Below are 26342 nucleotides of genomic sequence, written 5' to 3'. Positions count from 1 at the left end.
CCTTTGATTTAAAACCTATTTTTGTATTTGTATAGTGTTGCTTTTGAGTTGGTTATGGTTTTGTGCCGCCACGAATCGGTTTCATCCCGGTCTTCGCCTGCTTTGTCTGCTCTGTGGTGAAAATACTATTTCGAATAGATTTAAACTTACTCTAAAACTATTTTTTATTTTGGTTTGTTTTATCTTTGCATAGACACACTTCACAAAAAAATATGCTTGTATGCAGAGAGCCAAAAAGAATTATCTTATTTATGCGGTTATGTTGCTCCTTTTCGGGGCGCTTATTTACATGGCTATCGAGGAGGGAGATCGTTTTTCACACCATGCGGTAGCATCGTCAACTGTCGCAGAAGACACTCCTTTCACTATGTTTTGTCAGTTTGTCACCGACAACTTACATCATCCCTTGAGTATATTGCTGATACAGATCATTGCTGTCCTGCTGATGGTAAGGCTTTTCGGCTTTCTGTTCAAGCACATCGGGCAGCCCGGGGTGATTGGTGAGATTGTGGCGGGTATTGTGTTGGGGCCTTCTGTGTTAGGCTATTTTTTCCCAGATGTGTTTCAAGCCCTTTTCCCTCCCGAATCTCTTACCAATCTGGAGTTGCTGAGCCAGGTCGGACTGGTTCTTTTCATGTTCGTAATCGGGATGGAACTAGACTTTAGCGTACTCAAAAACAAGATAAACGAAACATTGGTCATCAGCCATGCGGGTATATTGGTTCCGTTCTTCCTCGGCATCGTGGCATCCTATTGGATTTATGAAGAGTATGCGGCTGCCCAGACCGCCTTTCTGCCGTTTGCTCTCTTCATCGGTATCTCAATGAGTATAACCGCTTTTCCGGTGTTGGCACGCATCATTCAGGAACGGAATATGACAAAGACTTCTTTGGGAACTTTGGCCATTGCTTCGGCTGCCAATGATGACGTTACTGCCTGGTGTCTGCTGGCTGTAGTCATCGCCATAGCCAAGGCGGGAACGTTTGCCAGTGCCCTTTACGCCATCGGGCTGACGGCTCTTTATATCATTATCATGTTTATGGTGGTACGTCCTTTCCTCAAGAAAGTGGGAGAGGTGTATGCCAATCAGGAGGTGATTAACAAAACATTTGTGGCGCTGATTCTGCTGATTCTCATCATTTCTTCCACGCTTACCGAGATTATCGGTATTCATGCCCTGTTCGGTGCTTTCATGGCAGGAGTGGTGATGCCGCCCAGCATCGGATTCCGCAAGGTGATGATGGAAAAAGTAGAAGATATTGCCCTTGTCTTTTTTCTTCCTCTTTTCTTTGCCTTTACAGGATTGCGTACCGAGATCGGATTGATCAACAGTCCGGCGCTTTGGGGTGTCTGCCTGCTGCTGATTACGGTTGCCGTAGCAGGAAAACTGGGAGGATGTGCTGTTGCCGCGCGTTTGGTAGGTGAGTCCTGGAAAGACAGTTTTACTATCGGTACGCTGATGAATACACGGGGACTGATGGAACTGGTGGCACTGAATATCGGATACGAAATGGGAGTACTTCCGCCTTCTATCTTTGTAATCCTCGTCATTATGGCATTGGTAACTACTTTTATGACGACTCCGTTGTTACACCTTGTCGAGCGGGTTTTTGCCCGTCGTGAAGAACGCTTGTCGGCCAAGCTGAAGCTGGTCTTCTGTTTTGGCAGGCCGGAGTCGGGACGCAGCCTGCTTTCCATCTTTTTCTTATTGTTCGGAAAGAAGATGAAAGCTGCCCAAGTCGTTGCTGCCCATTTTACAGTGGGTACGGATCTGAACCCCCTGAATGCAGAGCAGTATGCCCGAGATAGTTTTTCCCTCGTGGACGAAAAAGCTTCCGAATTGGGACTTAGCGTTGAGAATCGTTACCGGGTAACCGATAAATTGGTACAGGATATGATCCGGTTGGCACGAAAAGAGCGTCCCGATATGTTTCTGTTGGGAGCCGGTAGCAAGTACAGGCCGGATACTGCGGGAAGCAACGGAGTGCTGTGGCTCTCTCTGTTTCGCGATAAGATAGACGATGTAATGGAGCAGGTGAAATGTCCGGTTGCTGTTTTTGTCAATCGTGGCTATAGCGGCAGCTCCCCCGTCTCTTTCGTACTGGGGGGAGTGATTGATGCTTTTTTGTTGACTTATCTTGAAAGTATGTTGGAAGGGGGAGCACAGGTTCATCTCTTCCTTTTTGATACGGATGATGAAGCTTTCCGGCAATCGACCGATCCGATCCTGGCAAAATATTCGTCTCAGATCCGGACACAGCCTTTTAGTGGTGCTGCCAATCTGACTTCGGCAGCGAAGGATGGCTTGCTTGTGATGAGTCACTTATCTTATACGAAGCTGTCCGAAGAAGAAGAGGTGTTCCGCGATTTGCCTTCACTGTTGGTCATCCGGAGGCCTAAGAAGGGTTGAAGTTTCAAACCCGACAACTGCTGATTCGTATTGATTACCGAATTCTAACGACTAATTATTTTGAAAGATGACAATTGATAATCAAACCGGTCTGGTACTCGAAGGAGGAGGTATGCGCGGCGTATTTACCTGTGGGGTACTGGACTATCTGATGGACCATGATATTCGTTTTCCCTATACAATCGGGGTCTCTGCGGGAGCTTGCAACGGGCTTTCGTATATGTCTCGCCAGCGTGGACGGGCCAAGTACAGTAACATCGACTTGTTAGAGAAGTACCATTATATCGGATTGAAGTATTTGCTCAAGAAACGGAATATCCTGGACTTCGATCTTCTCTTTACGGAATTTCCCGAACATATTCTTCCTTACGATTATCAGGCATACTTTGATTCGCCCGAACGATATGTGATGGTGACTACCAATTGCCTGACCGGGGAAGCCGATTACTTTGAGGAAAAAAAGGATAAGAACCGTGTAATCGACATTGTCCGTGCTTCCAGCAGCCTTCCTTTCGTTTGTCCCATAGCTTATGTAGACGGCATCCCTATGCTGGATGGCGGCATTGTAGATTCAATTCCTTTGCAACGTGCCATACACGACGGATATCGGAATAATGTAGTTGTCCTCACCCGGAATCGTGGTTATCGAAAAGAGAACAAAGACATCCGTATTCCTCCTTTTGTCTATCGTAAATACCCCAAGATGCGGGAAGCGTTAAGTCGGCGTTGTGCTGCGTACAATGAACAGTTAGAGATGGTAGAGCGTATGGAAGAGGAGGGGGATATCCTTGTCATCCGTCCTCAGAAGCCTGTTGTAGTGGACCGCATTGAACGTGATATTCAAAAACTGACCGATCTCTATGAGGAAGGATACGAATGTGCGAAGCGGCAGCTTGAAGTTCTCTGATGATGTGTCCGGTGTACTGAAAATAGGGATGACCGTAGCCACTGAAAAAAAGTTAAAACTCCGGTTAGCAAGATAACAAGTCGGTTGTAGGTACGTTTCTATATCACGTCACTTAAAATAATATATTATGGATGCTTTAAAGATGCTGATTGTTGTAACCGGAACCGATATGTATGCCGATGGTAATCTGCAAACAGGGTTATGGCTCAGTGAGTTGACCCATATCTATCATTGTGCCGAAGAGGCAGGGTATGAAATAACCGTCGCAAGCCCCAAGGGCGGCAATGTTCCTGTTGATCCGGAGAGTCTAAAACCGATGATGTTGGACAAACTTTCGAAGGATTATTGGGATGATCTTGAATTCAGGCGTGAATTGCAGCATGCAAAAAGTTTAGCCGAAGTTTCCGGACAGCTATTTGACTGTGTTTATTTGGCAGGTGGTCATGGTGCGATGTATGATTTTCCTGACGATACTGTATTGCAGGCGATTATTGAAAAGCATTATGAGAGTGATAAAGCAGTAGCGGCCATCTGTCATGGTGTAAGCGGGCTTTTGAATGTTAAACTGTCCGGAGGAGAGTATCTTATCAAAGATAAAAAGATCACAGGCTTTTCTTGGTTTGAAGAAAGTTTGGCCGGGAGAAAAAAGGAAGTACCTTTCGACCTTGAGGCTGCACTCGAAAAGAAAGGAGCCGACTACGAGAAGGCATTGATTCCGATGACCTCGAAAGTAGTGGTGGACTGTAACCTGATAACGGGACAAAACCCGTTCAGTTCAAAAGAAATGGCAGAAGTTGTAATGCGGCAGTTGAGTCGCGAAAAGTAATTTTGATTATTATAGGAAATGAATTTAGAAGAAGTCTTAAATTATCGTCGTTCCGTGCGGGTGTTTGATAAAACGAAGCCGTTGGACCCTGAGAAAGTGAAACATTGTCTGGAACTGGCAACATTGGCGCCTAACAGTTCAAATATGCAATTGTGGGAGTTTTATCAAGTCATACAGCCGGAATTGCTGGCAAAAATATCCAAAGCCTGCCTTGATCAGACCGCAACTTCAACGGCTTCAGAGGTTGTTGTTTTTGTTACGCGTCAGGATTTATACCGGAGCCGGGCAAAGTTCGTGCTTGATTTTGAAAGAGGAAACGTGAGACGAAACAGTCCCAAAGAACGTCAGGAAAAACGTATTAAAGACAGAGAGCTCTATTATGGAAAGCTAATGCCGTTTCTGTATGCCCGCTTTTTTAGGATACTGGGACTCCTGAGATCTGTATTGGCTAAGGCTATCGGCCTTTTCCGCCCCATTGTGCGTGAAGTTTCCGAAAGTGATATGCGTGTTGTCGTCCACAAATCTTGTGCACTGGCTGCCCAGACATTTATGATTGCCATGGCAAACGAAGGATATGATACCTGTCCTTTGGAGGGCTTTGACAGCAAACAAATGAAGAAACTATTGAAGTTGCCTCATGGGGCCGAAGTGAACATGGTGATCGCCTGTGGAATACGGGATGGAAACAAAGGAATCTGGGGTGAACGGGGCAGAGTACCGTTTGATGAAGTTTATCATAGAGTTTAATGTTGTTTGTATCCATTTAGGCCATAATACAAAATGTAAGCTTCCCCGGCGATGACCAACAGCCATGTCCAAAGCCAGTTGCCACCCATCACATCGGCAAAGATTCCTTGTAAAAGAGGGATAATACCTCCGCCGATGACTCCCATTGTCAGCACTCCGGATGCCTTAGTGGTATATTTCCCCAGTTGGTCGGTTGCCAATGTAAAAATGGCCGGCCACATGATGGAATGAAAAAAGCCTATCAATGTCAATATCCAGGGATTGGCCGTCAGCATAGCAAGCACGAGTAGTACGATGGCTCCGATGGAGGCTATCACCAGTTGCTTTTCGGAAGGGACCTGCTTGATAAAGGAGCCTAAGAAGCGTCCCAATAACAGCAATCCCCAATATAAGGCAGCCATGTGGGTAGCGTTTGAGGCGAACGATCCTCCGAGTTCGGATGCATACATATTGACATTAGCTCCGACGGCCACCTCGATGCCTACATAGAAGAAAATACCCCATACCCCTAATTTCAGGTTTCTAAAGGACCATACGCTTTTATCGAGGTTTTCTCCCGGTGCTTGGCGTACATTGTCGATAGAAGGCATTTGTGTTTTACCAACTAAAAGAGTAATAATCAGCATGATCAGAATCAATATGATCAGTGGGATAATGAACTGCTTCGTCACGATGTCGTGCAAAGGTGTTCCGTGAAATATCAGATAACTGATTACCAACGGAGCGATAGCCATACCTATCGAGTTGCTTGTTCCGCCGATCATCTGTCGCTGCAAGGCTGTTGTTTTACCAATTCGGCAAACTGTGAGATATAGATTGAGCACTACTTGCAGGATCGTTGCGGCTACACCGATCACAAAAGAGCCGATCAGAAAAATGAAAAAGCCGACAGAAATGTGATTTCCGATGATGGAGACCTGCATGGGCGTATATATATGGAAAAGCACAGCTGCTTCGTAGATCGCCAGTCCGGCGATAAGTATCAGTAAGGCAAGATAAGATGTTTTTCGGTATCCGTATTTTTCCAGCCATCGTGTTCCGAATCCTTCGGATAGGGGATAGGCAAGAAACCATGAAAAATTCAGCATTGTCACCAATGCATTGGTGATATTACCATCGTGGGGCAGCATAGCTGTTTGTAACGGTATCTGGAATTGTTGATTGATGACGGTGAAAAGTCCCACGATAAAATACAAGATCAGCATTACCATAAATACGGTAAACACGTTTACGACTTTGGTTTGATTGCGCTTTTGGTTCATAAGAGATCATTTGAATTACATGTTTGGGAAACAATCTTTCGTTTTGAAAGTTGTGTGAAAACATATTATTTACCTATATTATAATGAAATTTGAAAGAGTACTTCATAACTAGGTTAGCTAATACAAGACATAAACAATTTCATGGAAGTACGATTTGAATGACAACAAAACTTCACGATTTCGGTCAAAAAACAAAATCTTATGGTCTAAACCATTGTCAATTGAAATAAAAGCAGTAGCTTTATAGTCGGAAATATTTGCAATCATTCCGACCTTTATTAAAGCGGATTATTAATGGAAAATACAGTAATACAACAGATTAGGAAAAGAATAACTCGCAGCAAGTTTGGTGAGATATTCTTTGTGTCATCTTTCTCTCAATATGATGTTGAGTACGTCACCAAATTGCTCGCTCAATTTGAAAAAGAAGGATTAATAACACGTATAGCAAAAGGAGTCTATGTGAAGGCTCGCAAGACACGCTTTGGTACCTTATATCCCTCAGCATACGAATTGGTGACAGAAATAGCTAAGCGAGACAAAGCAAAGGTAATACCTACTGGAGCTACAGCTGCTAATCGCTTGGGATTCTCAACACAAGTGCCTATGAATACTATTTTTCTGACTACAGGTTCTGGCAGAAAGCTAAAATTGGGGAACCGAACAGTGACCTTGAAACATGGGGCACCTAAGAATTTTGCATTTCGAGGACGGCTGATGTCCGAATTGGTGCAAGCACTGCGCAGCATCGGTGAAAATAACATCACGCCTAAGGACGAAACAAGAATTGGTCAGCTGTTCACTGAAACGCCAGAGGCTGATACAATAGAATATGATTTATTATTAGCTCCGGTATGGATGCGACAAGTAATTAAGAAGGGATTAAAACGATGAGCAAATGGATTGATTTCTCGCTCAAAGAGCGAAAGGCTATGATACAAGGTGTGGTTGAGGCACGACAAATAGATGAAGTCGCTGCAGAAAAAGACTGGTGGGTAACGACTGTGTTGTATGCCCTGTTCCATACCAGCGTGTCAGAATATCTGTTGTTCAAAGGGGGGACGAGCCTCAGTAAAGGATGGGACATCATCAACCGCTTTAGTGAGGATATTGATTTGGTTTTGAGTCGGGACTATTTTCTGAACGTTAAAAAACTTTCCTGTGCAAACTGCACTAGCAATACACAAATCCATAATCTTCGCGAGAAAGGACAAGACTTTTTGTTCGGAGAGTTCAAAGACGAGTTGGAAGCGAAACTGGCAGAGCTTAGACTTAACGTGACCGTACTCTCTGACAATGATATACTTGATGAAAATGGAGAACCGAGAAAAGTGCCACACGACAAAGACCCTTCTGTGCTTTACGTGCAATACTCCTCAATCTACAATAGTCAGGCTGCATATGCTATCCCGACAGTAAAAATAGAAATCAGTATCTTGTCAATGTCTGAGCCATACGAGATGAGGAGAATCTCGTCGCTTATTGAACAAACATATGTGGGTGAAGATGTAGATTCAGATTTGGTGCAGACCATCCGTACGGTCAGTCCTACTAGGACATTTTTGGAAAAAGCATTTCTTCTCAATGAAGAGTTTCAAAAAGAAAAGCCTAGAACACGAAGGATGACTCGGCATTTCTATGATTTAGAAAAACTGATGAACACACCTTATGCGGATCTTGCCATAAACGATGCAGCTCTCTACCACGAAATAGTTGAACATCGCCGAAAATTTTACCATGTCGGCTACGTTGATTATGACAAGGATTTACCAGATTCTATCACCATTCTACCCAAAGAAGTATTGCTACCCCAGTATGAAACTGATTACAAGGAAATGCAGAATAGTTTTATCTATGGAGCCTCTCTTGAGTTTGGGGAACTGATGGAACGATTGAAGGTCTTACAAGCCCGTTTTCGCTCAATAGAGTTCGGAGATAAAGATTAGACATTTGTTTGCAGATACGCTATACGGAGCGCAAGTTAGTAAAGACATTTGGCTAGAAGGGAATGCAGGGGGAAGCCTGCAAGCCAATGTGATGCAGGGGTGTCATGGAGAAGGAGTGCTCTCAAATACATAGTGCGTATAAACAAAGTTAGACCAATATATAATTTAGGTTGAAAAGGCTATGATGGGCATTAATTGTTCATATCTATAAAAGCAGGTGTCTGAATAGGGATTTGGGTAGCCATTGAAAGTAGCATCGGTATCTATACTTACCGATTGTTATTATGTAAGCAATATCTCGAAATCTATATTAAAAAGTGGGAAAAAGTGATCTTGGGATAACTCTCTGTTTTCAAAAAAATAGTGAAACAGGAGTGGATCGGCAAGCGAAATGCAAATATTGAGCCTGTTTATACCATGAAATCCGGAAGTCGGCAACAGGAAGTTAACATCGTAAAAACAAAGAACTAACTTCTTGGCAAGAGAAAGTTAATATCCTGAAAGCAGGAAGTTAACTTCCTGCTTTCAGGATATTAACTTTCAGACAAAAAAGCAAGGTCAGGTCGTTGAAAAAACAATAAATAGAATGAAAAAAAAGGGTATTTCTTTCTGGAATCCAATCACAAACGGGCAGCATGCGAATAGCATTTTGAAATCATTCAGGTACTTCAGACTTCGATTTTGTTACGACATCCGTCAACAATCCTTTATTGTGATCAGAATATCCTCTAAATACAAGATGCGTGAATTGTGCTATCGCAAAATCCACACGTTTTTATCCTATCCGTTCCCTTTGGGCTATAAAAAAGCGCTTCTCCGCATTTTAAAAATACAAAATGACAGACTGTAAGTGAGCGTGAAAAACAAGTTGTATCAGCATTTTCTTCTACGTTAGTAGATTAGAGTAGATGGAACTGAGAAAAAGGCAGGTGGAAGATGGGAGGATGGAGCTGCCTGATATATATATGGTATACCTTATCATATGTAAATGCAGTTGTGTTTCTTTTTCTTTTTATCCGGGGGCTTTTTTACGATTATATTCGCGTAAGTGTTTTTTGGGGGGGCGTGTTGAAGGCGCATGAAGAAGAAGTTTGAATGTGGCTTGTATGATAAAATCCCGTTAAAATTCAACCTTATTGAAAAAATAGAATTTTTTTTCTCTTAACTCTTGCTTAGTATAATTATAATATCTACATTTGCTTCGAACAATTAAATATACCCAATTATTAAAGGGATCTTTAAAAAGTATGTTAACCATTGGCAGTTGGCAAATATAGCCAATTTTGATAGAATAGAGAAGAATTAAGGTATTACACTAATATTGAATTACTTATATTATTAACACTAAAAAATTGAGATTATGAAAAAGAAACTCATGATGGTAGCAGTGCTTCTGGGTGCTTTGTCACTGGGGGCTTGCGTAGACAATGACGAATCGGCATCGGTAGAAGCTGTACGTAATGCAAAAGCTGAACAACTGAAGGGTGCTGCTGCATTGGCTAATGCGCAGGCAGAGGCTGAAACGATTAGAGCAAATGCAGAAGCTAAATTGAAGGAAGCAGAAGCTGCTTATCAAGATGCGAAAACTGAAGCTGATAAAGCAAAATGGGCAGCTAAATTAACTGTAATCCAAGCTGAGGCAGCTCGTGATATAGCACAGGCTCAAAGAGATCAGAAAGATGCGGAAATGGATATTATTACTAATCAGGATCAGTGGATTAACAATACTCTTTGGAATAATTATTCCAATGCAAGTAGTCTGTTAATTAACTTGAATTCAGAGCTAATCAACGCTACTGCTGATGAAATCGCTTTAAAAGCGGGTGTAGTTTCTGCTCAGAAAGCTGCTGAAAAGATTGCTGTAGTGAAGAATCAAATTATAGCACAACAGACGGAGAGAAAAGAGCAATTGTCGAAATTATCTTCGATTGCTTCTGACCGTGCTGCATTAGAGAAAAAATTCGAGACACTTAGAGTTGAACAAACTGAACTTACAGCTGCAAAAGGAAAAACTGCAGATGCTGCAAAAGTTGCTCAGGCTAAATTTGACGAAGCACAGGCTAAAATTTGTTATGATGACTACGGAAATACTGATAAATTATCTTCTGATTTAGCTAAAGTAGGAGCGGAGTTAACATATATTGAGGTTGAATATAATAACCAAACTTACTATTTCTCAGTGACTACTTCTAATTTTGTAGAAGTTGGCGAGAACAGTAATAATGCTCAGTCTGTTCGTTTTTATGAATTGGGTCTGAAGAGCGAAACTACATCTGCAACTCTTGCTTTCCAAAATAAAATAAAATATATTAAAGAGAACATCGTAGGTGTACCTTCTGATACAGATAAGGGTATACAGGCTTCAGGTGCATATACTAATATAGAATATTGGGCTGCACAGAAAAAGCAAAAAGAGGCTGAAAAGGCAGCAGCTACTACTGATGCAGAAAAAGCTGCTATTCAAGCTGAAATTGAAGCATTGCAACCTGATATTGAAAGAGCTGATGAGGCTTTAGAGGCTGCAAAAAAAGAATTGGCTGAAGCTGAAGCTGAATTTAAAGCATTCCAGGATGCAGTAGCATTGTTTGCTAATGCAGATGCGAAAGCTGCATACGACAAAGATATCGCTGATGCGAAAACTTTGGCTGAGGCTTTGGTTGCAGCAAGTGATGCTGATGATGCAGCGCAGTTGCCGTTAAGTGCAAACCAAACAGCTTTACAGGATGTACAGACTCTTTTGAACTCAACTCAGAATATTGATCAAATGATTGCTGATTGTGATGTTCAGATTGCTAAGGCAAAAGAAGATATTGCTAAGGCGAATAGTACTAACACTATTTATGTTTGGAGCAATCAAGCTTACTTGTTAAATGGAAGATGGTATCCAGGTTATGTTGTTGACCAAAATAATATAGGAGAAGATACAGCTGAGGCTTTGCATGCTTATATGGTAGATCGTATTGAAGCTTTGAATGCTCAGATTGAAAGTCAGGGACAGATTGTGGAGAAATATAAAAAGCAACTGGATGATGCCATTGCTGCTTTGTAATATTTTTCATATTCAGTAACGGCAAAAAAACAACAAATTAAAAAAAGTATCGTATGAAAATAAAAAGACTTTTAGTGTTGGCCGTTCTACCCATGCTGTGTCTTGCAGTGAATGCACAGAACTGTAGTAAAGACAATACTCCTAAAAAAGGAGACTTTACGGTAGCAGCTACTGTTGGATACAATAGTTACACAAGTGTCACAGCCCCTTCGGGGCTGCTGACTGACTATGAAGTCAGAGCGCTCTCTACCAACTGGGCAGACAAAAAGCTGATGGTTGGTTTTGAAGGAGGCTGGTTCTTCAAAGATCAGTGGAAACTAAATTTGGGTGGCGGTGTCAGCTTCACGAATAACCCCGGTTATCCGGCTGTTCCCGGCACAATAGACGATTCGAATAAGAATAACTCGGCTGACGAGAATATGGGAGAGATTCCTAACTATCGTGCCGTAGCCGATGCTCAGTCGTTCGCCTATAATGTGTCAGCAGGTGTTGATCGTTATTTCAACATCAAGCGTGTTCCTAACCTGATGTGGTATACAGGTATTCGCGTAGGTTTTGCTTACGGTGAAAATGAAATGAAGTATGATGAAGAGACCTCTATGGGCAAATCTATTGCCGAGAGTTGGAATCTTCGCGGCGCCTTGACTATCGGTGTCGATTACTTTGTTCTTCCTGCACTCTATATCGGTGCGCAGATCGATCCGTTTGCTTATACGTACAACAAGACTACGTATAATCCGCAAGCAGGTCTTGGCGATCTGTCGGCAGACAGCCACAACTACAGTGTGCTGGCCGCTCCGACATTTAAGATCGGATTTAAGTTTTGACCTCTATCTCCATCCGGCTGATAGGCCATCGGCCGGGTGGACGATTTTATAAATAAATAAGTCCATTTATTTATACCTCCCCGGTGTCCGTGACGGCTGTCGGGGATTTTTATGTGATTGGTATCTTTGGGAAAGACTGAATGGTATTTGGAATATGAAAAAGAGTAATATATACATAGGTGAAGTGATAAAACAGGTCATAGCCGAAAAGCAGGTGACAAAGGCCGAGCTTGCCCGTAGGTTGGGGGTAAAACCACAGAGTGTGGACTATCTGCTGACACGGAAAAGTATCGATACGGATACCCTGTATAGCTTGTCGTTGGCGCTGGATTATGATTTCGCTGTTTTATATTCCATAAAGAAAGAACATGCTCTTGCTACGGACGAAGAGTCTCCGTTTAAAGTGGGAAATGCAAAGATCAGTTTAGAGATCGAGTTGCGTCCCGATGAAATGTTGAAACTGAACCTGAAACAGAAGATTGCAGACCTGTTGGAAGGAAAGGGAAAGTGATTTTACATATCTGATATCTTCTTTTCACCTGCTTTTCTATAAACAAATAGAAGGAAGAAGGGAATTACCTCGTATTTATAATTCTAAAAAGATCTTTTTACTTCTTTTGTAAGTTGTTGATAATTAGAGGATAAATAGTAGACGAAACAAAATTAGCAGCCTTTGAAACAAATCTTTTAGTTGGGAAATGGGATTCCGCGTTCCTTTGCGGCATCAAAACAATCTCAATCAACTAAAAAATTTAAGTACCATGATGAAGAACCAGAAAAGGGCTGTTTGCTTGCTGGCTTGCTTGCTGATAGCGGGCTTCACAGCTGCACAGGAAAAGAAAGAATCTGCTCAAACAGCTTCCGGATCAAAGGAAGAAGGCAATCGTAATGTTATGCTGAACGCTTCGAGCGCCAATGGTCCCCGCGAAATCTCTATCGGCTTGCCGGGTGGAGACGTAAATGTACTCGAAAACGGACTCCCCGTAGTCTATACCTCTAATCCGCATAATGTAAATACGCACTGGCGTGGAGACAGCAGTCTCGGGCACGTCGGGTTGCTCAAAATCTCCGAAACCGCCATTACTACCGGCAATATCGGTTATGCTGTAAACTCTTTCACCCAGTTGGGAACAGAAAAGTTTCGTGGAATCGTCAATTATAGTACCAATCACTTTGGCAAGCAGCAGTTCGATGCTAATATCAGCGGTGGTATGGGGAAAGGATGGTTCTACAGTGGAAGCGTTTACCAAAATTTTGATCCGGGCAGTTTCAAACTGCGTTTTACATCGAATCAGGACCGTACTCAAATCTATAAAGCAGCCCTGACCAAGAATTATAATGAAGGACGCGGACAGCTGTCGGCTATCTATCACTACAGCAACAGCCGTTGGCCAAGCAACGAAGTGACTTCCGCCCCTTTCATCTATGTAGGCGACGGTAGCGTGAAAGAAATACCGGGATTCAGCCTCGGAACAAGTTCCTATCTGCCTACAACGGGCGAAATGGCCTACCGTGACATGCGTACGGGTGAACTGAAGGAGACCAATCTTTATGATGCCACTTTGAATAAAGGAAACCAGTTGACCTTGCTCAACACGTACACCTGGGATAATGGCCTGAACTGGAAGATCAATCTGAAGTATGATCATGCCTTGGGCTCGTATGTTTACCAGACTCCAATGGCCATGGAACAGAAAGATGCCTCTGCCGGTTACTACCTGAAAGCGGTAGACGGTACATTGAAACCGTATGAAGGATATGTGCAGAGCCGCATGTCTTGCCTTAACCGGGGAAAAATCGATGAGTTTTTCGCTACCTCCGAACTCTCCCGTTCCTATCGTAATACGACCTGGAGAATCGGAGTGAACGAATGGCACTATAAGGTGGATTATGCTTCGAATACTACCATGTACGATCATACGGTAGGGGAGTATCCCGAACGTCTGGTACGTGAAGGGAATACAGATGGTGTATATTACGATTTCAATAAGAATGCTTCGGAATATTATAAAGGACATGAAAACAAACTGGCTGTTTATGCCACTCACGATTGGGATATTTCGCCCAAGTGGAACGTGTATTATGGCGCCCGTCTGGAATGGCAGCACCTGGAAGGTGAAAATGCGGCTGTATACGATGCCGAAGGGAATGCCGTAGGCCGTTTCCCGGATTATTACCTGGGAGCTGTGTCCGATAAAGGAGTCAGGATCACTCCCCGTCTTTTCGACTACGACTGGATGAACATGGCCTTTACTGCCGCCGCTACTTATAAGCTGACCCGTGAATTTGGTTTTACCGCCGATTTCACTTACAACACACAGCGTCCCGGCTTGTCGAACTTTGCACCGGCCACTATGCCCAATACCGATAAAATCTCTGTTCCCCTGGGACGTGCCGGGGTCTATTATAACACCGATTGGATCAGTCTGACCTCTCTGTTCTCTTATATCTCGAAGACGAATAACAACTCGACACTGAACCTGATTAATCCGAATGACCAGACTGAGATTCTCGCCGCCCCGTTGAGTTATGACATCCAAACCATCGGCTGGACGACGGATGCAGTGATCAAGCCGTTTAAGGGCTTCAACTTCCACTTCTTGTTCACTTATCAAAGTCCGACTTACAAGAAGTATGAAACGAGTGTGACCTTTAAAGACGGTACGGTGGGGGAGATCGATGCCACAGGGAATATTGTGACGGAGATTCCGAAAGTGCTTGTCGAACTGGATCCCAGCTATAACATCACGAATGATCTCAGAGTCTGGGCCAGCTTCCGCTACTTCAGCAAGACGTATGCCAACATTAAAAATGCTTACTATTTCAACGGACGCTGGGAAACCTTCGGAGGTATCAACTGGACGGTGAATAAGCATCTTGCGTTGAGTGCCACGGTTATCAATTTCCTGAATCAGACCGGGGCTAAAGGAAGCATTGCCGGTGCCGAACTGGTGGACAAAAAAGATGCGGCATCTTATAACGGTCATTGGATGGCGGGCAGTTATATTCGTCCGTTTACCGTGGAGCTGGCTGCCAGTATCCGCTTCTGACAGGAGTTTGGTATCAATCGTTATACAATTTGAAACAAAATTAATAGCCGGTGGCAGATATCTCCGCTATATTTGCCACCGTAAATACGGCTATTACATTACTTAATAAAAATACCATGTTATCATGAAAACAACTTTTATGAATGTAAGTAGAGGAGTGATCGGTGCTTTGGCTTTCTCTCTCGGAATTTCGTCTTGCCAAAGTTCACAAAGTAAAATGACATTTGAACAGGAAGGCGACAGCCTTACGGTGATTCATATTACAAATCCTACGCAGTATTTACTTTTGCCCGTCGAGGAGAAGACTCCCGAAGCACAGGTCTGCATTGCTTCGGACTCGGTTCCGGTAGACATGGACGTACGCCTGTCAAGGGAGAAAGTGGACTATTTTGTTCCCTTTGCTTTGCCTAAGGGAGAGAAAGAGGTAGCCGTGCGTATCCGTCACTTGCCGAAGGAGGCTTTGTGTTGGAAAGAACTCAAGCTTTCGGATACTTTTGACACGACCAATACAGACCAATATCGTCCCTTGTATCACCATACTCCGCTCTACGGATGGATGAACGATGCCAACGGACTGGTATATAAAGATGGTGAGTATCACTTGTTCTATCAGTATAATCCTTACGGCTCGATGTGGGGCAACATGCACTGGGGACATTCGGTGAGCAAGGATCTGGTGCACTGGGAACATTTGGAGCCGGCACTTGCCCGCGATACGCTGGGACATATTTTCTCCGGCAGTTCAGTAGTGGATGATGCCAATACAGCCGGATATGGGGCAGGGGCCATCGTTGCCTTCTACACTTCGGCCAGTGATAAAAACGGGCAGATACAATGTATGGCCTATAGCACTGACAACGGACGTACGTTTACCAAATATGAAAAGAATCCGGTTCTGACTCCGTTTGACGGACTGAAAGATTTCCGTGATCCGAAAGTATTCTGGTATGCTCCCGATCAGAAGTGGGTGATGGTGGTGTCGGCCGATAAAGAGATGCGTTTCTATTCGTCGGAGAACCTGAAGGAATGGACCTATATGAGCGGTTGGGGTGAAGGTTACGGGGTTCAGCCCAGCCAGTTCGAATGCCCGGATATGGTAGAACTTCCGGTAGACGGCAACCCGGACCATAAAAAGTGGGCGCTGATAGTCAACGTGAATCCGGGATGTTACTTTGGGGGAAGTGCCACCCAATACTTTATCGGTGACTTTGACGGAGAGAAGTTTGTTTGCGACAATAAGCCCGAAACGGTGAAATGGCTCGACTGGGGAAAAGATCACTATGCGACGGTCTGCTTCTCGAATACGGGTGACCGTACGATTGCGGTTCCCTGGATGAGCAACTGGCAATATGCCAATATCGTGCCTACCCGTCAGTTCCGCAGTGCCAATGCATTGCCTCGCGAACTGAGCCTTTATACACAAGATGGGGATATCTATATGGCTGCCGCCCCGGTGGAAGAGACCAAGTCATTGCGTAAAGAATCCCGGGAGATTCCGGCTTTTGAGGTGGGGGATGCTTATCATGTCGATTCGTTGTTGTCCGATAATAAAGGGGCTTACGAAATAGAGTTGGAACTGGCAACCGGCTCTGCCGAGATTATGGGACTGAAGCTGTTCAATGAAAAAGGGGAGAATGTAGATATCTACATCAGCCTTCCGGAGAAAAAGTTGGTGATGGACCGTACGAAGAGCGGCATCGTAGACTTCGGCAAAGACAGTGCCCCGCATGCCATTGAGGCACACGATCGCCGGAAACAGAACTCTATTAATTATGTAGACGATTTTGCTTTGGGTACCTGGGCTCCGGTGCAGAAAGCCGGTAACTATAAATTGGATATCTTTGTAGATAAATGCTCGGTAGAAATCTTCCTGAACGGAGGTAAGATTGCTATGACGAACCTGATATTCCCTACAACTCCTTACAATCAGATGAGTTTTTACAGTCGTGGGGGAGCCTTCAAGGTGGATCGGTGCAAGATATACAGGTTGTAGTTCCTCTATCGCCTCCCGTTGAGACATTCATTAAATTAACATATCATGGAAAATACCAAAAACAACTCTTACATGAAACTCATCCCGGTGATGCTCTGCTTCTTTGCCATGGGATTCGTAGATCTGGTGGGCATTGCCTCCAACTACGTCAAAGCAGATTTGGGACTGACGGACTCACAGGCAAACATCTTTCCGTCGCTCGTTTTCTTCTGGTTCCTGATCTTCTCTGTACCTACGGGGATGCTGATGAACCGCATCGGGCGTAAAAAGACCGTGTTGCTCAGCCTGGTGATCACTTTCGCATCATTACTGCTACCGGTCTTTGGTGATAGCTATTTGCTGATGTTGGTCTCTTTCTCGTTGCTCGGCATTGGCAATGCGTTGATGCAGACATCGCTCAATCCGTTGCTGTCGAATATCGTGAGCGGCGAGCGCTTGGCAAGTACCCTGACCTTCGGGCAGTTTGTAAAGGCCATCGCCTCCTTCCTAGCCCCTTATATCGCTATGTGGGGAGCGATCGAGGCCATCCCTACCTTCGACTTAGGCTGGAGAGTGCTGTTCCCCATCTATATGGTGGTAGCTGTAGTCGCTATTTTGTTGCTCAACGCCACGCAGATCACCGAAGAACCGGAAGAGGGCAAACCTTCTACTTTCGGTCAGTGTCTCGCTTTGCTGGGTAAACCCTTCATCCTGCTCTCGTTTTTGGGCATTATGTGTCATGTGGGGATCGATGTGGGTACCAATACTACAGCACCGAAGATTCTGATGGAACGTCTGGGCATGACTCTGGCGGATGCCGGGTTTGCGACCAGTCTTTACTTTATTTTCCGTACGGCAGGTTGTTTTCTGGGAGCTTTCATTTTGCAGAAGATGGCGGCTAAAACCTTCTTCGCTATCAGTGTGTTGTGTATGCTGGCCGCCATGTTCGGGTTGTTCGTTTTCCAGGACCAGGCGATGATTTATGTCTGTATTGCCCTGATCGGGTTTGGCAACTCTAATGTATTCCCCATCATTTTCTCGCAGGCAATGCTCTATATGCCGGACAAGAAGAACGAGGTTTCCGGCCTGATGATTATGGGACTTTTCGGCGGAACGATCTTCCCGCTGGCAATGGGAGTGGCTTCGGATGCTGTGGGACAAAGCGGAGCGGTAGCGGTGATGCTGGTCGGAGTACTCTATCTGATGTTTTATACATGGAGAATCAAGAAATAACCGGATTTATAGATAAAAATTAATTCATACCATGAACAGTATAATCGTAGGAATGGGCGAAGCGCTATGGGATGTGCTGCCCGAAGGAAAGAAAATCGGGGGGGCCCCGGCTAATTTTGCTTATCATGTGTCTCAGTTTGGTTTCGACAGCCGCGTTGTCAGTGCGGTAGGAAATGACGAACTGGGTGACGAGATTCTGGAAATATTCCGGGAGAAACAGTTGAAGCACCAGCTCGAAAGGGTGAACTACCCGACCGGAACGGTGCAGGTGACTCTCGATAACGGCGGAGTGCCGTGTTATGACATCAAAGAGGGAGTGGCATGGGATAATATTCCTTTCACAGACGACTTGAAACGGCTGGCTTTGAGTACACGTGCTGTCTGTTTCGGTTCGTTGGCACAGCGCGACGAGGTGAGCCGTGCCACTATCAACCGCTTCCTCGACACCATGCCCGACATGGAAGGACAGTTGAAAATATTCGATATCAACCTTCGTCAGAACTTCTACACCAAAGAGGTCTTGCGTGAATCTTTCCGGAAGTGCAATGTGCTGAAGATTAATGATGAGGAATTGATCATTATCAGCCGCATGTTCGGTTATCCCGGCATTGACCTGCAAGATAAATGTTGGATTCTGCTGGCCAAGTACAACCTGAAGATGCTGATCCTGACTTGCGGAACGAACGGAAGTTATGTATTCACTCCCGGTACGGTCTCTTTCCAGGAGACACCGAAAGTTCCGGTTGCCGATACTGTGGGGGCGGGTGATTCGTTTACAGCGGCTTTTTGTTCATCTGTTTTAAAAGGAAAGAGTATCCCTGAGGCACATCGGCTGGCGGTAGAGGTATCTGCTTACGTATGTACCCAAAGTGGAGCGATGCCCGTACTTCCGGAGGCTTTGAGGAATCGTTTGAATGACTAATGTGTTGGTTTATATAGGGTTATTGATTGGTTAATAGAAAGTTCCGTTTGGTTTAAAATCAGGAGAGTGTTTCATAACTCACCTTTTTTTAAACCAACGAGACTTTGGTTTTAAACCAAGCAGGTGGGAGATTCCGGAGGGAAATTGTTATATTTGCCTCCGGAACCTTTTATGTAATAACCGACCATGAACCGTATACTTTTCTTACTCGGACTGATGCTGTCGGGACTGCTTGTCTCGTGCAGTCCGGATGCTCCCCGATATACCATCGGTGTGTCACAATGCAGTGACGACACCTGGCGTCACAAGATGAATGACGAGATACAGCGGGAAGCCTTGTTCTACGGAGGAGTCAAAGTAGAGACACGTACGGCGCATGACGATAGCCGGCGTCAGATAGGAGATATACGATACTTCATCCGGCAGAAGGTTGACCTGCTGATTGTGGCAGCCAATGAAGGAATGGCTCTCACTCCGGTTGTCGAGGAGGCTTTCGATAAAGGAATACCGGTGATTATGGTAGACCGCAGAATACTTTCCGATAAATATACCGCATACATCGGAGCCGACAATTATGAGTTGGGCAAAGCCGTCGGCAATTACATAGTCCATCGCCTGAAAGGGCGCGGAAAAGTAGTCGAACTGAGCGGACTTGTCGGTTCTACTCCCGCTATCGAGCGCCATCAGGGGTTTATGAGTGCCATCAGCCAATATCCGGACATGACCTTGCTTGCCAGCGAAGATGCAGGATGGCTGCAACAACCTGCCGAGGCAAAGATGGACTCCCTTTTGCAACGTTTTCCGGAGATCGATGCCGTATATGGAATGAATGACCGTATGGCTGCAGGGGCTTTTCGGGCTGCCGGTCGTCGAGGACGGGAGAAGGAGATGATTTTTGTGGGCATCGATGCCCTGCCGGGTAAGGGGAATGGAGTGGAACTGGTGCTCGACAGCGTACTGGATGCCACCTTTATCTATCCCACCGAAGGGGATAAAGTGGTGCAACTGGCAATGGATATTCTCGAAAAGAAACCTTTTGAACGGGAAACGAAGTTGAAGACGGCTGTAGTCGATGCGGTAAACGCGCATGTGATGGAGTTGCAGACAAACCATATCGGTGAGCTGGACGGAAAGATCGAGACACTGAACGACCGTGTGGGGATATATCTCTCGAGGGTGGCTACGCAACGGATAGTGTTGTACGGAGGCCTGATCATCCTGCTGCTGATCGTCGGGTTGTTGATAGTAGTATATAAATCGCTTCGTTCCAAGAATCGCCTGAACCGGGAGCTGTCACGGCAAAAGGAGCAGTTGGAAGAGCAAAGAGATCAGCTGATCGAACTTTCCCATCAGTTGGAAAAGGCTACCCATGCCAAACTGGTTTTCTTCACCAACATTTCACATGATTTCCGTACTCCTCTCACTTTGGTTGCCGATCCTGTGGAACAGCTACTGGCAGATCCGTCGCTGGAAGGTGACCGGCGTAGAATGTTGTTGCTGGTGCAACGCAATGTGCAGATCCTATTGCGTTTGGTCAATCAAATACTTGATTTTCGCAGATACGAGACCGGAAAAATGGAGTTTACACCGGTTCCGCTCGACTTGTTGCAATGCTTTGTAGAGTGGAATGATTCGTTTCAGGCGGCTGCCCGGCGGAAACATATCCACTTCTCTTTCGACAGTATGCCCGATATGGATTATCACACACAGGCAGATGCGGAGAAGCTGGAACGCATTTACTTCAATTTGTTGGCAAATGCCTTTAAATTCACTCCGGAGAATGGAAAGGTCACTGTCCGTCTTGCGGCTCTGCAGAAGGACGGCGCGCCTTTCTTCCGTTTCACGGTGGCCAATACCGGCAGCCTGATTTCGGCTGAACACATTCGCAGCATTTTCGATCGGTTCTATAAAATCGACAGGCATCATACCGGTTCCGGCATCGGGTTGGCATTGGTGAAAGCATTCGTCGAGATACATGGCGGAAGTATTAGTGTGGAGAGTGACGAACGGTTGGGAACTGTCTTTACTGTCGATCTGCCGGTGCGGACTTGTGAAGAGGGAACCTATGTGGTGACTGCTCCGATGGAGGAGTCTGCTCCGGACCGGGTGGACAGCCTGCTCCGCGAGGATGAAGCGGAAAACCTGAATGATCCGTCCAAACCTTCTGTCCTTGTGATCGACGATAATGCCGACATCCGTGCTTATGTGCATACGTTGCTCAATTCGGAGTATTCGATTATTGAAGCTGCGGATGGTACCGAAGGAATCCGTAAAGCGATGAAGTACGTCCCCGATGTGATTATTTCGGATGTGATGATGCCGGGGATCGATGGCATAGAGTGTTGTCGGAGGCTGAAGGGAGAACTGCAAACCTGCCACATTCCCGTTATCCTGCTTACGGCCTGTTCGCTCGATGAGCAACGCATCCAGGGATATGCGGGAGGAGCCGATTCATACATCTCAAAGCCGTTCAGTTCGCAACTCTTGTTGACCCGTATCCGAAATCTGATTGAATCGCGGCAGCGTATGAAGCAGTTCTTTGGCGACCGGCAGACGCTGGCGAAAGAAGACATTTGCGATATGGATAAAGATTTTGTGGAGAGGTTCAAGTCGCTGATCGAGGTGAAGATGGGTGATTCGGAACTTAATGTGGAAGATCTGGGCAAGGAGATGGGATTGAGCCGGGTTCAGCTTTATCGGAAGATCAAGTCGCTCACGAACTACGCTCCTAATGAGCTGCTCCGCATGGCACGTCTTAAAAAGGCGGCATCTCTGTTGGCTTCTTCGGATATGACGATAGCGGAGGTCGGATATGAAGTGGGATTCACATCTCCTTCGTACTTTGCGAAGTGTTACAAGGAGCAGTTCGGTGAAAGTCCGACGGAGTTCCTGAAGAGAAGCGGATTATAAAGGAACTCACTGTATAAAAGCAATACATCCATGAAAGATTATAAAGAAAATAAATCTAATTTGTCCGAAACTTTTTGTAATGAAGTATACAGTGTCGTGCGTGAGATTCCTGCCGGTAGTGTTACTACTTATGGCGATATTGCCGCTTTGCTTGGGATGCCGCAATATTCACGCATGGTGGGGCGTGCCTTGAGGCAGCTGCCTGCCGGTTTAAACCTCCCTTGTCATCGGGTAGTCAATGCCATAGGCCGATTAGTGCCCGGATGGGACGAGCAGCGGCGGCTGCTGGATGCCGAAGGTGTTTCTTTCCGTAAAAATGGATGTGTCGACCTCAGGCTTCACAGGTGGAGGGATGACAGTGTGCTGACCGATTGATACTGACTCTTTTGTAGGGGTTTATGTACGTGTAATGCGCCTGCCGGAAATAATGCGATGAACCATTTGAACGTTCGGCTTGTTTACTTAATTGTCTGCATACGCATCTTTGGAAGATAGCTGTGTGCAGATGTGAAATTGACTTTCGGGATATAGTAAACTATCTGTTGACAGGAATCCTGTCTGTAATAATCGGGTAAAGAAATCATATTTGACCGGGGAACGGCGGAACCGTCGCTTCCCCGGCATCAACTTCCTTGCTATAAAGAAGTGCTTGTTTTCGTGTGTATAGGTCACCCGATCTATTTTTTTAATAATCTAAACCCTATTATGTATGAGTAAAATAACGATTAAAGACTTGTATCTCATTTTTGGCAATGACAAACAGCATGCTTTACGCATGTTGAAGGAAGAAAAGAGCAAAAGTGAGATATTGAAGGCTACCGGATGTACGGTGGCCGTAAAAGATGCAAACCTATCTATCCGGGAAGGAGAAATATTTGTGATTATGGGACTTTCGGGAAGTGGAAAATCAACTTTGCTGCGTTGCATCAACCGATTGATAAAACCGACCTCAGGCGAAGTGATCATTAACGGGAGAGATATTTCTAACGTCACTGATAAAGAATTGCTCCGTATCCGAAGAAAAGAGCTGGCTATGGTGTTCCAGCATTTTGGGTTGTTGCCCCATCGCTCGGTGTTGCATAATATAGCTTTCGGACTGGAACTGCAAGGAGTAAAGAAACAGGAGCGGGAGCAGCGGGCAATGGAAAGCATGCAACTGGTAGGACTGAAGGGCTACGAGAACCAGATGGTCGGCGAACTGTCGGGAGGTATGCAGCAACGTGTCGGTTTGGCCCGTGCGTTGGCCAATGATCCTGAGGTGCTGCTGATGGATGAGGCTTTTTCCGCTCTCGATCCTTTGATTCGCATACAGATGCAGGATGAATTGCTGACTTTACAATCTAAGATGAAGAAGACCATTGTGTTTATTACCCACGATTTGAATGAAGCCATTAAATTGGGCGACCGGATTGCTATCATGAAAGATGGTGAGGTGGTACAGGTAGGCACTTCGGAAGAGATCCTGACAGAACCGGCCAATGCTTATGTAGAGCGCTTTGTGCAGAGTGTGGACCGTAGCAAGATTATTACCGCTGCATCAGTGATGGTAGATAAACCCCTTGTGGCCCGATTGAAGAAAGAGGGACCGGAGGTGTTGATTCGTAAAATGCTCGAGCGTAACCTGACTGTGTTGCCTGTGGTCGATGCAAACAATGTGCTTGTGGGAGAGGTCCGGCTGAAAGATTTGCTCCGATTGCGTCAAGACCAGGTGAAGTCGATCGAGTCGGTTGTCCGGGAGGAAGTGCATTCGGTGTTGGGAGATACGATACTGGAAGATATTTTACCGTTGATGACAAAAACCAATTCGCCTATCTGGGTAGTGAACGAGACCCGTGAGTTTCAGGGAGTTGTTCCGTTGTCATCGCTTATTTACGAGGTAACCGGAAAGAACAAACAAGAAATCAATGAAATCATTCAAAATGCAATAGAATTATGATCAACATAGGACAATATATTGAGACGCTCATCAACTGGATGATGATACACTTCTCCACTTTTTTCGATGCACTCAACTTAGGCATCGGTAGTTTTATTAATGGATTCCAGCACATACTGTTCGGCATTCCTTTCTATCTGACCATTGCGGCAATGGTGCTGCTGGCATGGGCGAAGGCCGGACGCGGGGTTGCAGTTTTCACCCTTTTAGGCTTGTTGCTTATTTATGGTATGGGATTCTGGGAAGCCACTATGCAGACATTGGCACTGGTTCTGTCATCCACCTGCCTGGCCCTTATCGTAGGGGTTCCCATCGGAGTATGGACGGCAAACAGCAATCGTGCCGAGAAGGTGATACATCCCATTCTCGACCTGATGCAGACCATGCCAGCCTTCGTCTATCTGATTCCTGCTGTTTTGTTTTTCGGCCTGGGAGTGGTTCCGGGAGTATTTGCTACAATCATCTTTGCGATGCCTCCGGTGATTCGCCTTACAGGGCTTGGCATCCGTCAGGTGCCAAAGAATGTGGTAGAGGCTTCACGCTCGTTCGGAGCTACCCGATGGCAGTTGCTTTATAAAGTACAGTTGCCCCTTGCTTTGCCCACCATCCTGACCGGAGTGAACCAGACGATTATGATGTCTCTTTCCATGGTTGTCATTGCGGCTATGATTGCTGCCGGCGGTTTAGGAGAAATCGTTTTGAAAGGTATCACCCAGATGAAAATCGGGCTGGGCTTTGAAGGAGGTATAGCCGTTGTCATATTGGCAATTATTTTAGACCGGATTACTCAGGGAATGGTCCGTCGGAAGGACAAAAAATAGAAAGGAGAAAGAATAGGATATGCGAAAATATAGAATAATAGGAAGTTTGTTGTTACTGGCTGTGATGTGCGTAGCCTGTAACCCGGATAGCGGGAAAAAGAAGATAAGCATTGCCTATGCCAACTGGCTGGAAGGAATTGCCATGAGTCATCTGGCTAAAGTGGTGCTGGAAGAGAAGGGGTACGAAGTGGAGTTGCTGAATGCAGATGTAGCTCCCGTTTTTGCCTCGGTTTCCCGTGAGAAGGCAGATGTGTTTATGGATGCCTGGTTACCTGTGACAATGAAGGATTATATAGATCAATACGGTGATCAGATAGAGTTTATCGGAGAGGTATATGATAGCGCGAGGGTAGGGCTGGTGGTACCTCAATATGTCACTATCGATTCGATTGGGGAACTTGCCGCCTACAAAGGGCAGTTCTCTTCCGAGATTGTCGGGATCGATGCCGGAGCCGGTATTATGAAAACTACCGATAAGGCTATCGGGGATTATGGTCTTGATGGTTATAAATTACTCACCTCGAGCAGCTCTACTATGTTGGCTTCTTTACAGAAGGCTATGGAGAAGGAGGCGTGGATCGTCATCACCGGATGGACTCCGCATTGGATGTTCGACCGCTATCCATTGAAGTTCCTGCACGATCCGAAAGGTACTTATGGGAATGTGGAATCTATCTATGTCATCGGATGGAAAGGATTTACGGAGAAAGATCCTTTTGCGGCAAAGTTTTTCAGCAATATTAAATTCACTACAGAAGAGATTAGTTCGTTGATGAAAGCACTTAAAGATGCACGCATGGACGAAGAAGATCTTGTCCGAAAATGGCGTGACGAACATCGGGAACTGGTAGAAAGCTGGATCCCTGAATCATAAGCGGTATATGTGTGTCCGGGAATCCAACTTCTGATTTCTGTCTATCGGGTAACGGCAGTGCGTTGGTAGGCAAGTCGTTCCGTACCGTTTTTCACATAAATAATGCCACAATAGGTGAAACCGTTCTTTAGGAGAATGTTTTGGAGTACTTTATTGTCACGGTGAGTGTCTACACGCAGGTTCGGACAGTGGGACGAACACCATTCTAGGCATAAGTCCATCAATCCCTTTACCCGTCCGCCGGATGCGATGCGATGGATCACCCCGTAAGGGGCATCGTTGAGCCAGGCGCCGTCTTTGATGACTTTGTAGTTGGGATCTTCTCCCCGGATGAAAGCAAAACAGCCTTCTAACTCTTGATTTTCGTTTACAAACACATAGCTGCTCCCGTTTTCGATATCTTGCCGGATATCATCAGGGGAGGGGTATCCGTTGATCCACTGGTTGGCATTGCCATTGGTAGCCATGAAGCGGCGGGCACGTTCGTAGAATGGCATCACTTGGCCGAGTTCTTCAAGCCGGGTGGGGCGTATGGTTATATTCATGATTATTCCGTTTTTTTGGGGGGGCACCACAGATTACACAGATTAACACAGATTAATAATTTATCTTCGTCAATATATAGGATTAAGAGTTCTGTGTTAATCCG

At 45.3% G+C, this 26342-nt stretch carries 20 protein-coding genes; 18 read left to right on the top strand and 2 right to left on the bottom strand.

Translation table 11 applies throughout. The features are described 5' to 3' along the window. Positions 1-220: 220 nt before the first annotated feature. The 4 genes from BSHG_RS02720 (at position 221) to BSHG_RS02735 (ending at position 4890) form a co-directional block, all read left to right on the top strand. Positions 221-2410: a cation:proton antiporter gene (locus tag BSHG_RS02720; RefSeq protein WP_005789660.1), complete on the top strand. Its 2190-nt coding sequence runs from the start codon at positions 221-223 to the stop codon at positions 2408-2410. A gap of 67 nt (positions 2411-2477) precedes the next feature. Beyond that, a complete protein-coding gene (locus BSHG_RS02725) occupies positions 2478-3317 on the top strand; it encodes a patatin family protein (RefSeq protein ID WP_008661228.1) in 840 nt (279 codons plus the stop codon). A gap of 127 nt (positions 3318-3444) precedes the next feature. After that, on the top strand, positions 3445-4143 hold the full coding sequence (locus tag BSHG_RS02730; protein ID WP_008661226.1) for a type 1 glutamine amidotransferase domain-containing protein: 699 nt from the start codon (positions 3445-3447) through the stop codon (positions 4141-4143). A gap of 18 nt (positions 4144-4161) precedes the next feature. Further along, positions 4162-4890, top strand: coding sequence for a nitroreductase family protein (locus tag BSHG_RS02735; RefSeq protein ID WP_005789654.1), 729 nt, complete (start codon positions 4162-4164; stop codon positions 4888-4890). Here the strand turns inward: BSHG_RS02735 and BSHG_RS02740 are convergent. Continuing rightward, complete coding sequence (locus tag BSHG_RS02740; protein ID WP_008661225.1) at positions 4887-6152, bottom strand: MFS transporter; 1266 nt, start codon at positions 6150-6152, stop codon at positions 4887-4889. The genes BSHG_RS02735 and BSHG_RS02740 overlap by 4 nt on opposite strands. Positions 6153-6447: 295 nt before the next feature. Here BSHG_RS02740 and BSHG_RS02745 point away from each other — a divergent pair, with 295 nt between their 5' ends. The 14 genes from BSHG_RS02745 to BSHG_RS02810 all read left to right on the top strand — a co-directional run bounded on the left by BSHG_RS02745 (position 6448) and on the right by BSHG_RS02810 (position 25693). Next, positions 6448-7047, top strand: coding sequence for a DUF6088 family protein (locus BSHG_RS02745; RefSeq protein ID WP_008661222.1), 600 nt, complete (start codon positions 6448-6450; stop codon positions 7045-7047). Next, positions 7044-8099, top strand: a complete 1056-nt coding sequence (locus tag BSHG_RS02750; protein ID WP_008661220.1) for a nucleotidyl transferase AbiEii/AbiGii toxin family protein — start codon at positions 7044-7046, stop codon at positions 8097-8099. The genes BSHG_RS02745 and BSHG_RS02750 overlap by 4 nt, the downstream gene beginning before the upstream one ends. 1360 nt (positions 8100-9459) lie before the next feature. Beyond that, positions 9460-11148, top strand: coding sequence for a hypothetical protein (locus tag BSHG_RS02755; RefSeq protein ID WP_008661214.1), 1689 nt, complete (start codon positions 9460-9462; stop codon positions 11146-11148). Positions 11149-11201: 53 nt separating this feature from the next. Beyond that, positions 11202-11975 carry a BT1926 family outer membrane beta-barrel protein gene (locus tag BSHG_RS02760; RefSeq protein WP_008661213.1) on the top strand — a complete coding sequence of 258 codons (774 nt, stop codon included), beginning with the start codon at positions 11202-11204 and terminating at the stop codon, positions 11973-11975. A gap of 154 nt (positions 11976-12129) precedes the next feature. Next, entirely contained in the window at positions 12130-12486 is a 357-nt protein-coding gene (locus BSHG_RS02765; RefSeq protein WP_005789642.1) for a helix-turn-helix domain-containing protein, read from the top strand. 250 nt (positions 12487-12736) lie between these two features. Beyond that, complete coding sequence (locus BSHG_RS02770; protein ID WP_008661209.1) at positions 12737-15025, top strand: TonB-dependent receptor; 2289 nt, start codon at positions 12737-12739, stop codon at positions 15023-15025. 124 nt (positions 15026-15149) lie between these two features. After that, positions 15150-17018, top strand: coding sequence for a GH32 C-terminal domain-containing protein (locus BSHG_RS02775; protein ID WP_005789638.1), 1869 nt, complete (start codon positions 15150-15152; stop codon positions 17016-17018). 45 nt (positions 17019-17063) lie between these two features. Continuing rightward, the gene (locus tag BSHG_RS02780; protein WP_005789635.1) at positions 17064-18230 is read left to right on the top strand and encodes an MFS transporter; all 1167 of its coding nucleotides are present in this window, start codon (positions 17064-17066) and stop codon (positions 18228-18230) included. 31 nt (positions 18231-18261) lie between these two features. Next, positions 18262-19152 (top strand): carbohydrate kinase family protein, encoded by an 891-nt coding sequence (locus BSHG_RS02785; RefSeq protein ID WP_005789633.1) that lies wholly within the window; start codon positions 18262-18264, stop codon positions 19150-19152. A 186-nt stretch (positions 19153-19338) separates the two neighbouring features. Then, positions 19339-22062: a substrate-binding domain-containing protein gene (locus BSHG_RS02790; RefSeq protein WP_008661206.1), complete on the top strand. Its 2724-nt coding sequence runs from the start codon at positions 19339-19341 to the stop codon at positions 22060-22062. 30 nt (positions 22063-22092) lie between these two features. Next, complete coding sequence (locus tag BSHG_RS02795) at positions 22093-22437, top strand: MGMT family protein (protein ID WP_008661205.1); 345 nt, start codon at positions 22093-22095, stop codon at positions 22435-22437. A 334-nt stretch (positions 22438-22771) separates the two neighbouring features. Beyond that, a complete protein-coding gene (locus tag BSHG_RS02800) occupies positions 22772-23998 on the top strand; it encodes a glycine betaine/L-proline ABC transporter ATP-binding protein (protein WP_005789627.1) in 1227 nt (408 codons plus the stop codon). Further along, positions 23995-24819, top strand: coding sequence for an ABC transporter permease (locus BSHG_RS02805; protein WP_005798933.1), 825 nt, complete (start codon positions 23995-23997; stop codon positions 24817-24819). Before BSHG_RS02800 ends, BSHG_RS02805 begins: the two co-directional genes overlap by 4 nt. A gap of 19 nt (positions 24820-24838) precedes the next feature. Further along, entirely contained in the window at positions 24839-25693 is an 855-nt protein-coding gene (locus BSHG_RS02810) for a glycine betaine ABC transporter substrate-binding protein (RefSeq protein WP_032497495.1), read from the top strand. Positions 25694-25734: 41 nt separating this feature from the next. Here the strand turns inward: BSHG_RS02810 and BSHG_RS02815 are convergent, their stop codons facing one another. Continuing rightward, complete coding sequence (locus tag BSHG_RS02815; RefSeq protein ID WP_005814892.1) at positions 25735-26238, bottom strand: acetyltransferase; 504 nt, start codon at positions 26236-26238, stop codon at positions 25735-25737. Between the last annotated feature and the right edge of the window lie 104 nt (positions 26239-26342).

The sequence above is a fragment of the Bacteroides sp. 3_2_5 genome (assembly GCF_000159855.2).
In the GTDB taxonomy this organism is placed as follows: domain Bacteria; phylum Bacteroidota; class Bacteroidia; order Bacteroidales; family Bacteroidaceae; genus Bacteroides; species Bacteroides fragilis.
Note: the sequence above shows the minus strand (reverse complement) of the source record. Positions and strands in the feature narration are given on the sequence as shown.